Annotated in this window: 12 protein-coding genes; 10 read left to right on the top strand and 2 right to left on the bottom strand. The window is 32.9% G+C overall.

Translation table 11 applies throughout. The features are described from left to right. The first annotated feature begins 15 nt into the window (after positions 1-15). Positions 16-408, top strand: a complete 393-nt coding sequence (locus tag DFR66_RS02510) for an SRPBCC family protein (RefSeq protein ID WP_114753275.1) — start codon at positions 16-18, stop codon at positions 406-408. Between the two features lie 77 nt (positions 409-485). On the opposite strand, the gene DFR66_RS02515 is transcribed toward DFR66_RS02510, so the two are convergent. Next, positions 486-1,214 (bottom strand): biotin--[acetyl-CoA-carboxylase] ligase, encoded by a 729-nt coding sequence (locus DFR66_RS02515; RefSeq protein ID WP_114753276.1) that lies wholly within the window; start codon positions 1,212-1,214, stop codon positions 486-488. A 97-nt stretch (positions 1,215-1,311) separates the two neighbouring features. Between DFR66_RS02515 and rsfS the strand changes: the two genes are divergently transcribed. The 7 genes from rsfS to DFR66_RS02550 all read left to right on the top strand — a co-directional run bounded on the left by rsfS (position 1,312) and on the right by DFR66_RS02550 (position 7,021). Next, entirely contained in the window at positions 1,312-1,683 is a 372-nt protein-coding gene (rsfS, locus tag DFR66_RS02520) for a ribosome silencing factor (protein ID WP_114753277.1), read from the top strand. A 19-nt stretch (positions 1,684-1,702) separates the two neighbouring features. Beyond that, complete coding sequence (gene ftsH, locus DFR66_RS02525; protein ID WP_114753278.1) at positions 1,703-3,631, top strand: ATP-dependent zinc metalloprotease FtsH; 1,929 nt, start codon at positions 1,703-1,705, stop codon at positions 3,629-3,631. Positions 3,632-3,748: 117 nt separating this feature from the next. Further along, positions 3,749-4,351, top strand: a complete 603-nt coding sequence (locus tag DFR66_RS02530) for an LUD domain-containing protein (RefSeq protein WP_114753453.1) — start codon at positions 3,749-3,751, stop codon at positions 4,349-4,351. 1 nt (position 4,352) lies between these two features. Next, on the top strand, positions 4,353-5,243 hold the full coding sequence (locus DFR66_RS02535) for a phosphatidate cytidylyltransferase (protein WP_114753279.1): 891 nt from the start codon (positions 4,353-4,355) through the stop codon (positions 5,241-5,243). Next, positions 5,233-5,883, top strand: a complete 651-nt coding sequence (locus DFR66_RS02540) for a phosphatidylserine decarboxylase family protein (protein ID WP_114753280.1) — start codon at positions 5,233-5,235, stop codon at positions 5,881-5,883. The genes DFR66_RS02535 and DFR66_RS02540 overlap by 11 nt, the downstream gene beginning before the upstream one ends. A gap of 2 nt (positions 5,884-5,885) precedes the next feature. Beyond that, positions 5,886-6,155 carry an acyl-CoA-binding protein gene (locus DFR66_RS02545; RefSeq protein WP_114753281.1) on the top strand — a complete coding sequence of 90 codons (270 nt, stop codon included), beginning with the start codon at positions 5,886-5,888 and terminating at the stop codon, positions 6,153-6,155. Between the two features lie 92 nt (positions 6,156-6,247). After that, positions 6,248-7,021: a superoxide dismutase gene (locus tag DFR66_RS02550; RefSeq protein ID WP_114753282.1), complete on the top strand. Its 774-nt coding sequence runs from the start codon at positions 6,248-6,250 to the stop codon at positions 7,019-7,021. 80 nt (positions 7,022-7,101) lie between these two features. Here the strand turns inward: DFR66_RS02550 and DFR66_RS02555 are convergent, their stop codons facing one another. Continuing rightward, positions 7,102-8,973: an alpha-amylase family protein gene (locus DFR66_RS02555; RefSeq protein ID WP_114753283.1), complete on the bottom strand. Its 1,872-nt coding sequence runs from the start codon at positions 8,971-8,973 to the stop codon at positions 7,102-7,104. 274 nt (positions 8,974-9,247) lie between these two features. On the opposite strand from DFR66_RS02555, the gene DFR66_RS02560 reads away from it, so the two are divergent. Both DFR66_RS02560 and DFR66_RS02565 read left to right on the top strand, forming a co-directional pair. Further along, positions 9,248-10,879: an OstA-like protein gene (locus DFR66_RS02560; RefSeq protein WP_114753284.1), complete on the top strand. Its 1,632-nt coding sequence runs from the start codon at positions 9,248-9,250 to the stop codon at positions 10,877-10,879. A 139-nt stretch (positions 10,880-11,018) separates the two neighbouring features. Further along, positions 11,019-12,206: an aspartate aminotransferase family protein gene (locus DFR66_RS02565; protein ID WP_114753285.1), complete on the top strand. Its 1,188-nt coding sequence runs from the start codon at positions 11,019-11,021 to the stop codon at positions 12,204-12,206. The last annotated feature ends 82 nt before the right edge of the window (positions 12,207-12,288 follow it).

The raw sequence follows: 12,288 nt of genomic DNA on the forward strand, positions 1-12,288 counted from the left end.
TAAAATATAAAAACAATGAACTTAGAAAGTCCTAAAGTTACTGTTCAAAAATCAGCTCAAGAATTATTTGATTTATTGAGTGATGTGAAAAATTTTGAAAAATTAATGCCGGAAAACATCGCTAAATTTGAAGTTATTGGTGACGACGCTTTTATTTTTGGATTAAAAGGCATGCCAGAAATTAAACTTAAAATGAAAGAAAAAGTTGCTCCAAGCAAAATTGTTTTGGGAGCAGCAAGTGATAAACTTCCATTTACCTTGATAGCGAACATAGATTCAGTTTCTGAAAACTCTAGTGATGTAAAACTTGATTTTGAAGGTGATTTCAATCCTATGATGGCCATGATGATAAAAGGTCCTATTGGGAAATTCATCGAAACTTTGGCTGGAAATATGACCAAATTATAAATACCAATAAAATATAAAAACGAAACCCTTTTAGTGAAAACTAAGAGGGTTTCGTTTTTAAATGCGATAATGTTTTCTTAATACAACATCTGAATTTCTTTAACATCATATTCAGCTATGCTGTCATCTTCCAGAAGAACTTGAAGTTTTCCTACATGAGAAACGCCTTGAATAATGCCCATAAAATTATTATTCTTTTGATCTGCAAAAGGCATTGGCAAACCTTTCTTATATAAAAAATTACTATAATTAGACCATAAACCTTCAGGGCTTTGTTTACAAAATTTTACATTTTTTTTTATTGCTTCACAAATTAATAAAAGTAGTTCATCTTTGTTAAATTTTGTATCACTAATAACCGCCAAAGAAGATGCTTTGGGCAAATTATCAAAGTTGGTTTGATTCACATTTAGTCCTAAACCTACTATAGAATTGATTGTACCGTCACTTTTAATACTATTTTCGATCAAAATGCCACCTATCTTTTTGTTGTATGACATTATGTCGTTAGGCCATTTTATACTAAGATTAGGAATCTTAACCGATTCTAAAACTTCTATTACAGCCAATGAAACTGCAATGTTTAAATTGAAAATCTGACAAATATCAACTAAAAAATCCTTAACCAAAAGACTCATTATTAAGTTTTTACTCGCTTCAGAAGTCCAAACAGCTCCCATCTGCCCTTTACCCTTTGTTTGATGCTCAGCAGTTACTACAGTAAAGTTTTCCAACTCTTGTTTGTTCGATAACCCTTTTAGGAATTCGTTTGTAGAATCTATGGCATCGAGTTTGATTAGTTTCATATACAGTTTTTTGTGAAACAGAATTTAATATTGTGTTAAGGTTCAAAAATAATCACAAAAAATGGTAACTTTACAAACTTATATATAAAAATAATTCATGGCGAAAAAGACTATAAATAATGACGTCCTGTTGGCGAACATCATTAAGGGAATAGAAGAGGTAAAAGGAAATGATATTACAATCCTTGATTTAAGAGAAATAGACACTGCAGTTTGTGACTATTTTGTCATCAGTAACGGTAATTCAAACACTCAGGTTAATGCCATAGTAAACTCAATCCAAAAAACGGTTTCTAAAGAATTAAAAGACAAGCCTTGGCATGTTGAAGGAACAGATAATGCTGAATGGGTATTAATGGATTATGTAAATATTGTGGTTCATGTATTTCAAAAACACATTCGTGAATTCTACAACATCGAAAGTTTATGGGGCGATGCTAAAATAACAACCATAGAAAACAAATACTAAAGAAACATAACTCCTAGTAATGGCTAAAGATAATAATCCAAATTCGAATAAGTTTAAAGTAAGCCCTTGGTTAATTTACACTGCAATATTATTAATTTTCTTGTTTATAAGTTTTATAACTGGCGGTTCTAGTTTAAACGAACCAGGTCAATTAACTTCTTCTAAATTTAACGATTATTTAGAAAAAGGCCAAATTGAAAAAGTTATCGTTTATAACAAAACTGAAGCAGAAGTTTTTCTTAGTGCAGCAGCTTTAAAAGAAGGTGCGCATAAAAAAGTTTCTAAAGACGTATTTGACAGACCTAACAAAGGTCCTCATTATACTTTTGACATTGGTAACGATCAAATTTTTCAAAACAAACTTGAAAAAGCCGTTGCTGAAGGAAAGTTAAAAGATTTTAACTTCTTGCCAAAAAACAACTGGTCAGATATTTTGATCAGTTTATTACCAATCATAATTATTATCGCTGTTTGGATATTTATCATGAGAAAAATGTCTGGTGGCGGAGCTGGTGGCGGTGGCGGTCAGATTTTTAACATTGGAAAATCTAAGGCTAAGCTGTTTGATGAAAAGACAGATATCAAAACTACCTTTAAAGATGTTGCTGGTTTAGAAGGTGCAAAAGAAGAAATACAAGAAATTGTTGAATTCTTAAAAAACCCTGAAAAATATACCAATCTGGGTGGGAAAATTCCAAAAGGAGCTTTATTAGTGGGACCTCCAGGAACTGGAAAAACCCTACTAGCAAAAGCGGTGGCAGGTGAAGCTCAAGTACCATTTTTCTCTTTATCAGGTTCTGATTTTGTAGAAATGTTTGTAGGTGTAGGTGCTTCTCGTGTACGTGATTTGTTTAAACAAGCCAAAGAAAAATCTCCTGCAATTATCTTTATTGATGAGATTGATGCTGTAGGTAGAGCAAGAGGAAAAAGCAATATGTCAGGTGGAAATGACGAACGTGAAAATACATTAAACCAATTACTTACAGAAATGGACGGTTTTGGAACAAATTCTAATGTCATTGTTTTAGCTGCTACAAACAGAGCTGATGTATTAGACAAAGCTTTAATGCGTGCAGGTCGTTTTGACAGACAAATATTTGTAGACTTACCAGACATTCGCGAAAGAGCTGAAATTTTTAAAGTACACTTAGCCCCTTTGAAAAAAATTGAAGGATTAGATACTGATTTTTTAGCTAAGCAAACCCCAGGATTTTCTGGAGCTGATATTGCTAATGTTTGTAATGAAGCTGCTTTGATTGCCGCAAGAAACAATAAAACTGCAGTTGACAAACAAGATTTCCTTGACGCTGTAGATAGAATTGTAGGTGGTCTAGAAAAGAAAAATAAAATTGTAACCCCTGATGAGAAAAAAGCAATCGCTATTCATGAAGCAGGACACGCTACCGTTAGTTGGATGTTGGAACATGCAGCACCACTAATTAAAGTTACCATTGTTCCAAGAGGTCAAAGTTTAGGAGCCGCATGGTACTTGCCAGAAGAACGATTAATTGTTCGCCCAGACCAAATGTTAGACGAAATGTGTGCTACTATGGGAGGAAGAGCTGCTGAAAAAGTAACATTTAACAGAATTTCTACTGGAGCATTAAGCGACTTGGAAAAAGTTACTAAACAAGCACGTGCCATGGTAACTGTTTATGGATTAAATGAAAAAATTGGTAATGTCACTTATTACGATTCAACAGGACAAAGCGAATACAATTTTTCTAAACCTTATTCAGAAGAAACAGCTAGAGTTATTGATGAAGAAATTTCTTTACTAATTGAAGGTCAATACCAAAGAGCTATTCAAATATTAGAAGAGAATAAGGACAAACTAGATCAACTGGCAAATATCTTAATCGAGAAAGAAGTTATTTTTAAAGATGACCTAGAAGCTATTTTCGGAAAAAGAACATTTGATAAAAATCTTGAAGAAGTAGTATCTTAGAAAACATAATAAATTATTCAATTATTTTTAAAATCTTAATTCAAAAACTACTTTTGAATTAAGATTTTTTTATCTTTGGACGTTTTCAAATATCAAATTATAGTATTCTACAAAAATATGAGTCTTTTTAGAAAAATTTTTGGTTCTAGTAATCCAGCTTCTGAGGAAAATCAAGAAAGTGAATTTAATAAATCCCTTACTGATAATGCAACCTCTATAGATGAAAAATTTATCTATAATTTTAAAAGAAATGGAGGTAAGTTTTTGTATTGCGAAAACGCTGATGAAGTAAAAGAACAATTTGAAAACATATTAGAGGAAAACGATTGGTTTGAAAGCGAAGTTTTATGCTATGAACCAAATCTTTTTGGAATGCTTGACGATAATAAACTTATGTATACTAAGCCACTAACTCCAAAATTTCTTCTAGCAAGTTGTGAAAATTTAATTGCTGAGGAAGGCTCTATCCTTTTCTCATCAAAACAAATTAAACAAAACAAACCTAACGAATTACCAACAAACATTATAATAATAGCAAATACTAGCCAAATTCTTGCTACAAAAAGCGATGGACTTAGTGCTATAAAAAAGAAATACGAAAGAGATTATCCTACCAATATTACTACAATAAAATATTTCGAGAAAGCTAAAGAAGAAGATTTTACACAATACGGAAGTTCGGCAAAAAACCTTTATTTGTTGCTTTTAGAAGATCTTTAAGATGAATGAAACTCTAAAACGAGGTATATCAGGAGCTATTTATATTATATTATTACTTGCTTCTATTTTATATTCTACAGAAAGCTTTTTTATCCTTTTTGGTATATTCCTTATTATTGCAGTTTATGAATTTTGTAATTTAGTTCAAATAAATAAAGTCTTTCCAATTCTTTTTGCAACACTTCTATATACGATTGTAACTTTAGTAAGCCATTACAATACAATTACTACAGATACTATTAATGAAATATTTGATACAGACTTAGAAATAGCAATAAATATCCAACAGTTAGATGTCGTTTTATTAGTTGTGGCATTAGTTGTATCCATAAAATGTATCCTTTTTTTATTTTATGATAACATTCAAAAAATAAGTGTTTCATCAAAATATCTTTATTTACTTGGATATATTATTCTTCCATTTATATTTATCACAAAAATTTCATTTGGTATAAACGATTATAATCCTAAAATAATAATTGGATTATTTATCTTAATCTGGACCAATGACACTTTTGCCTATATTGTGGGCAAATCTATAGGCCGAACTAAATTATTTGAAAAAATTTCTCCTAAAAAAACAGTAGAAGGTTTTTTAGGCGGGATTGTTTTTGCAATTATAGCGGGTTATTTAATCTCGAAATACTACATAAAGGCAAATCCTGAATTTAGTGACAGATCCATTTTGATTTGGACCTCAATAGCTGTTATTGTTGGGATTGCAGGTACAATTGGGGACTTAATTGAATCTAAATTTAAGCGCATTGCAGGTGTAAAAGACAGCGGAAGCATAATGCCTGGTCATGGAGGCATACTAGATCGACTAGATAGTGTTATATTTGTAGCACCAATTATATTTTTATTTTATCAAATTTTAAACTATGTTTCATAAAGAAGGAACCCAATCTATTTTACTAGGCACCATTTTCACAGCTGTTGTCCTTTTATTAACTGACAATTTCATTGATACTAACTGGATCAAAATGGCTATACAAATAGCTACTTTGTTACTTTTAATTATCATTCTGCAGTTTTTCAGAAATCCAAAAAGAACAGTGGAAATCAATGAAAATCATATTCTTGCTCCTGTAGACGGGAAAGTTGTAGTTATTGAAGAAGTGTTTGAAAGCGAATATTTTAAAGATAAACGTTTGCAAATTTCTATTTTCATGTCGCCTATAAACGTACATGTTACGCGTTATGGATTAAGCGGAATAGTAAAATTCAGTAAATATCATCCTGGTAAATTCTTAGTGGCATGGCATCCAAAAGCCAGTGAAGAAAACGAAAGAACAACAATTGTCATCGAAAACAAAACCTTTGGGTCCATCTTATACCGTCAAATTGCCGGTGCATTAGCCCGACGAATTGTAAATTACGCAGTAGAAGGAACTCAAGTAATTCAGGGAACTGATGCTGGTTTCATAAAATTTGGTTCAAGAGTAGATATCTTTTTGCCATTAGGAACAAAAGTAAATGTGGAACTGAATCAAAAAGCAATCGGAGGAAAAACAATTATTGCTATAAAATAGGCATGAATGAAAAAGATTTAGATACTCAGTTTTTAGAAGCAGTAGAAATAGCTTCTGAAATGACGCAGGCATCTTTACCTCAAGATATACAACTGCGGCTATATGCTTTTTTTAAACAAGCTACTTTTGGAACTTTAGATCTAAAACAAACATCATCATACCACTTGAGAGATGCTTTTAAGACCAATGCTTGGATGCAAATTAGTCATTTAACTCCTGATCAAGCAAAAGAAGAATACATAGAGCTAATCCATACTCTTACTAAAAAATAATACAAATTATAAAATTGCCATGATTCCTAATCACAAAAAGGAATAAAGAATGGCGATACCATGTTCCGCTAAAAAACAAATATTATCTTCATATGAAAAAGCTGAATTTTTTACTTTCTGTTTTATTTTTATTTATGACTTTACTTTCTTGTAACAAGAAAAAATTAACGGAGGTTGTTGAAGTCCCTTTGCCAACTACCGAACCAACAGTAGCTATACAGGGATCTCCTGATGACGTAAAAGCTGATGAAGGATCTTTTCAGCTAGAAAAATTACCTTACACTTATAATGCACTAGAACCAAGTATATCAGCTGCAACTTTAGAAATGCATTATTCCAAGCATTACCTTACCTATACAAACAATTTAAACAAAGCCGTATTAGGAACTCCTTTAGAAAATATGACGATTGAAGAAGTCTTATCAAAATTAGATCCTAATGATGCTGCACTTCGTAATAATGCTGGTGGATTTTATAATCATTCTTTGTATTGGAAATGTATGGGTCCAAAAGCTGGAGGTGAACCAACTAATGAATTAGCTGAAGCAATAACAAGAGATTTTGGTTCTTTTGAAAATTTTACTTCATTATTTAAGGACCAAGCAACAAAACAATTTGGTTCCGGTTGGACTTGGCTAATAGTCGATCGAACTGGAAAACTTCAAGTAACTAGCACGTCAAATCAAGACAATCCATTAATGCGAAATGCTCTTGTTCCAGGAACACCAATACTAGGATTAGATGTTTGGGAGCACGCATATTACTTAGATTACCAATACAAAAGAAAAAATTATATCGATGGTTTTTTTAATGTAATCAACTGGAACAAAGTCCAAGAAAACTTTGATGCTATTGTCAAAAAATAGTTTTAAGTTTTTAGTAAAAAAAAATGCTGGTATAAAAATTTATATCAGCATTTTTTTTATTCCTAAATCTAGATTCCTTTTTAGTTCAATTGATAAATAAACGATTCTGAAGGTGCGATTGTAATTTGCGCTTTTCCTTCACCATTTACTACCTGTAACTGAATAGCACTCTTATGGTATAATTGATCCGTTAATGTGTAATTTCCGTCTTTCAAATTCCATTTTTGAATAATATCGGAAGGAATTAATAATTCAAAATTACTGGTAGTAAGCCACGAAAAATTAGTAACAACGATTAGTTTTTGAGAATCTGACCAGCGTGTAAAAGAATATATTCCTGAGTCGTAACCTTGTGTATTATTGCGATTTACAGTTTGAATTTCTTGGTATTTTCCCATCAAAGCAGAACTATTCAAGGAGAAATTCAACAATTTTTTATAAAAATCACGTAACTCTTTTTCTTCCTTAGTCAATTGTCCACCATCAAATTTTCCTTCGTTCATCCAGCGTTGATGATTTGGAACTCCGATATAATCAAAAATTGAAGTCCTAGAATGTGTTCCAAATCCTGCATTTTCATTCCCCGCCTCTCCTACTTCTTGTCCAAAATAAACCATAGTAGGCGAAGTGCTAATGGTTGTAGAAACTACCATTAAAGGTTTTCCTTTTTCTGGCGTTCCTGCAAATTCGGGACTAGCCAAACGCTGTTCATCATGATTATCTAAAAAATGCAACATGTGATGTTCGATATCTGCCATTCCGTTTTGTATCTCTGATAATCCATCAGGCAATGATCTTCCTTGAATGATATCTTTCAATTTATCATACGTTTCTACTTTATCATACAAATAATCCATTTTACCCAAACGAATATAATTTCTGTATTCTTTAGGATTATAAACTTCAGCTAATAAAAAAGCATCTGGATTATTCACTTTGATGGCTGAATTCATATAGCTCCAAAATTCATATGGAACCATTTCGGCCATGTCAAATCTAAAACCATCCACTCCTTTTGCTGTCCAGTACAGCGCAATGTCTTTGAATTTATCCCAAGAATCCGGAACGTCTTTTCCTTTCCAAAAATCAAAATGTTCCTGATACGACTTGGAACCAAAATCTGCGGGAAGTTCTGGAAAATCTTTTGAACCATCTGGACGAATACCATAATTTACTTTTACAGTTTCATACCAATCATTTTTATCTGGTTTTGCCATTCGGGAACCGTTTCCAGTCCATTTTGCTGGAATTTCTTCAAATTTACCATCAATTAATGGATTCTTTTCTCCATTTAATGGTCTGTCTGTATCGGGAATTTCAAAACGTGTATTCGGTATATAATAGAAGTTATTATCTCTTTTGTAATCAACCGTTATATCATCATCAGCCCCAAAATCTCTTACACCTACTGGATTGCTTTTTCCTTCATATTTACGTGCAATGTGATTGGGAACAATATCTATAATCACTTTTAAACCCGCTTTGTGGGTTCGCGCAATTAAAGCCTCAAATTCCTGTAAACGATTCGCTGGATTTTCGGCCAAATCTGGATTTACATTGTAATAATCTTTTACGGCATAAGGAGAACCGGCTCGCCCTTTGACCACTTCAGGATCATCATTAGAAATACCTATTGCAGAATAATCCCGTATCAAAGCGTGATGCGGAACGCCTGTGTACCAAATATAAGTAACTCCTAAATCCTTAATTTCATGCAATGCTGTTTCAGTAAAATCATTAAATTTACCTACTCCATTTTCTTCAATTGTTCCCCAAGGCTTATTGGTGGTGTTTATATTTCCAAATAATCGGGTAAACACCTGATATACAACCTCTTTTTTACGCGAGACTGTCACTTGTTGTTCTGTGCTCATTTTTAAATCTTTCGTTTTACAAGCAGTTACTAAAAGTACCACGCTTATTCCTGCAACAATAGTTATTTTTTTCATCATATAAAATTATTCATCTATATTTTAATTCTTTTAATAGCAACTGAATATCAATTTTTAAATTTAATATTTTTTAAATTATAGATGTCTAATTCGTTCTTAATTATGTAATTCAATTTTTAAAAAACAAATACTACAACGAAGGAGTTGTTCTATTTGTTAATAACTTTAAAAAAGTACAGAAATAGCTTGTCCTACGATTTAACTAATTATAAATAAATCCTAATATAGATTAGGATTGTTTCCTTTTTCATAAATTTGACAAAAATTAAATCCATTGAAGAAATCGCTATTTTTCCTTCCTTATTGTTTGATACTCTTTGTTACAAATTTGGTTTTGGCGCAAGCCCCAAAAAAAATTATTGTTGAAAACTCGGATTTTGCAGATGTAAATCAGCTTGAAGTTCCTGATGCGTTGTTGCTTATCGGTAACGTACGTGTCAATCATGACGGTGTGGTAATGACCTGTAATAAAGCCTATTATTTCCAAAAAGAAAACTACATCAAAGCCTTTGGAAATGTACAAATGGTACAAGGAGACACTTTATTTTTGAATAGTAAATATGCAGAATACAACGGAAACGTAAAAAAAGCCTATGCTTCAGGAGATGCCGTAATGAGTTCCCCAGACGCAACATTGGTAACAGAGATTATAAATTTTGACCGAAATGTTCAAGAAGTATTTTACGACACGCCAGGAACTATTACCAATAAAGATAATACGCTTAAAAGCAATGCGGGGAGGTACTTCGTAAACCAAAAAAAATTCCAATTCCTGACAGCGGTTACCATCACTAATCCTACGTATGTAATCAAATCAAATCATCTAGATTATTTTAGTAATTCTGGGCATTCTTATCTTTTTGGACCTTCTACAATCACCAGTAAAGCCAATTATATTTATACCGAAAAAGGGTTTTATGATACCAAAAAAAATCTGGCGCATTTCCTGAATAAATCTTACATCAGATACGATGATCGAGTGATTAAAGGAGATAGTTTGTATTATGATCGCAACCAGGAATTTGCATCGGCAACTCGCAATGTAAAAATAACCGATTCTATCAATCGTGGAATCGTAAAAGGACATTATGCCGAAGTGTACAAAAAACTGGATTCTATGTATGTAACTAAAAGAGCCCTTGCTGTAAATTTTGTAGAAAATGACTCAGTCTACATCCACGGAAAAAAATTGATGGTTACCGGAAAAGAAGGAAACAGAATTATCCGAGCGTTCAATAATGTTCGTTTTTTCAAAACGGATATGAGCGGAAAATGTGATTCGATTCATTCTAGTTCTAAAAATGCCTTGACTAAAATGATTGGAAGTCCAATACTCTGGAACGCAGAAAACCAAATCACAGGTGATGTAATGCATCTTATTGGTAATAATACAACACAGAAACTAGATTCACTCAAAGTACTCGAAAACACGTTTATAGTCTCTAAAGACACCATAGGAACCGGCTATAATCAAGTCAAGGGACAAAATCTCTATGGCAAATTTCAGGATGGAAAACTGCATGATGTAGATATTGTGAAAAATGCAGAAGTTATCTATTATATGCGAAACGAAGCACAAGAACTCATTGGTATCAACAAAAACGTGAGTAGTAAGATAAATCTTGTTTTAGAAAAAAATGAAATCGAAACCATTACCTTTTTTCAGCAAGTAGATGGGGATATTTTTCCGGAAAAAGACTTGCCTGAAAATGCTAGAAAACTTCGAGGCTTAGTCTGGCGTGGCGATGAACGAATAAAATCAAAAGACGATATTTTTCCTCCCGAAGAAAATGAAGACAATGATAAAATTGCTAAAGCAACTCAATCATCTAAGGCCAAAGGGGATATTCCTATGAAAATTCGAAAAGAAACTCTGAATTACGATAAGAAGAAAGGGAAAAAATAGTATTCAGTCGTCAGTCTCAGTTTTCAGTCTCAAGTTACAGACAACAGCTTTCAAAATACCTGTTTAAAAAATACCATTAAAAAACTTCGTGAACTTTGCGAAAAAACTTCGTGAACTTTGCGGTTAAATTTCTAAAAAATTGAACACAGATTTTTTAAAATATCAAGCACAAACCTCACCATATCCACTAGGAATGGAAGTTTCACATGCTGTAGGTTCTTACATTTACGATACAAATTCTAATAAATATTTAGATTTTGTAGCTGGTGTTTCGGCTTGCGCATTGGGACACCAACATCCTAGAGTCAATCAAGCTATCAAAGATCAGCTAGATAAATATTCTCATGTTATGGTGTATGGCGAATATTCGCAAAGTCCGGCGGTAGAATATTGCAAATTGTTAGCCTCACTCCTGCCCGCTCCTTTAGACACTACTTATTTAGTCAATTCAGGAACAGAAGCAATAGAAGGCGCCTTAAAACTTGCCAGAAGAACTACCGGAAGAAGCCATTTGATTTCGTGTCATAATGCATATCACGGCAACACCATGGGCTCGATGAGCGTTATGGGATTTGAAGAACGCAAACAAATCTTTCGCCCTTTAATACCTGATGTTGATTTTATCACTTTCAACAACGAAGAAGATTTACAAAAAATAACGACAAAAACAGCAGGAATTATTCTGGAAACCATTCAAGGTGGCGCTGGATTTATTCAACCACATAATGATTTCCTTAAAAAAGTGCGCGAGCGCTGTACTGAAGTTGGTGCCATGATGATTCTGGATGAAATTCAACCAGGCTTTGGGAGAACAGGAAAACTTTTCGGATTTCAAAATTATGATGTTGTTCCTGACATCGTAGTTATGGGAAAAGGAATGGGTGGCGGAATGCCTGTAGGCGCTTTTACAGCTTCATCTGCTATGATGAAACTGCTAAGTCATGATCCAAAACTAGGTCACATTACCACTTTTGGTGGACATCCTGTCATTGCGTCAGCCTGTTTGGCGACTTTGAAGGAAATAACTGAGACCAATCTCATGGCCGAAGCTGTAGAGAAAGAAAATTTATTTCGTTCCCTTTTGGTACATCCTTTGATAGAAGAAATAAGAGGAAAAGGATTGATGCTTGCCGCAATGACAAAAAATGCCGACATTACTAATGAGGTGATTCTCAAATGTCAAGACAGAGGACTCATTTTATTTTGGCTACTTTTTGAAGGTTGTGCTATAAGAATAACACCTCCATTAACTATTTCTGAAGAAGAAATACGAGAAGGTTGTAGCATCATACTGGAAGTAATGAATGAAATGATGAACAAAAATTAATAGTCAGAAAAGTAGTGATTAGAAACTATTCCTGCTATTCATTAAAAATAAAGTTCTATGAACTACTATTAAAATAAAAATA

Origin of the sequence: Flavobacterium glaciei (assembly GCF_003350545.1) — a bacterium.
Classification (GTDB): domain Bacteria; phylum Bacteroidota; class Bacteroidia; order Flavobacteriales; family Flavobacteriaceae; genus Flavobacterium; species Flavobacterium glaciei.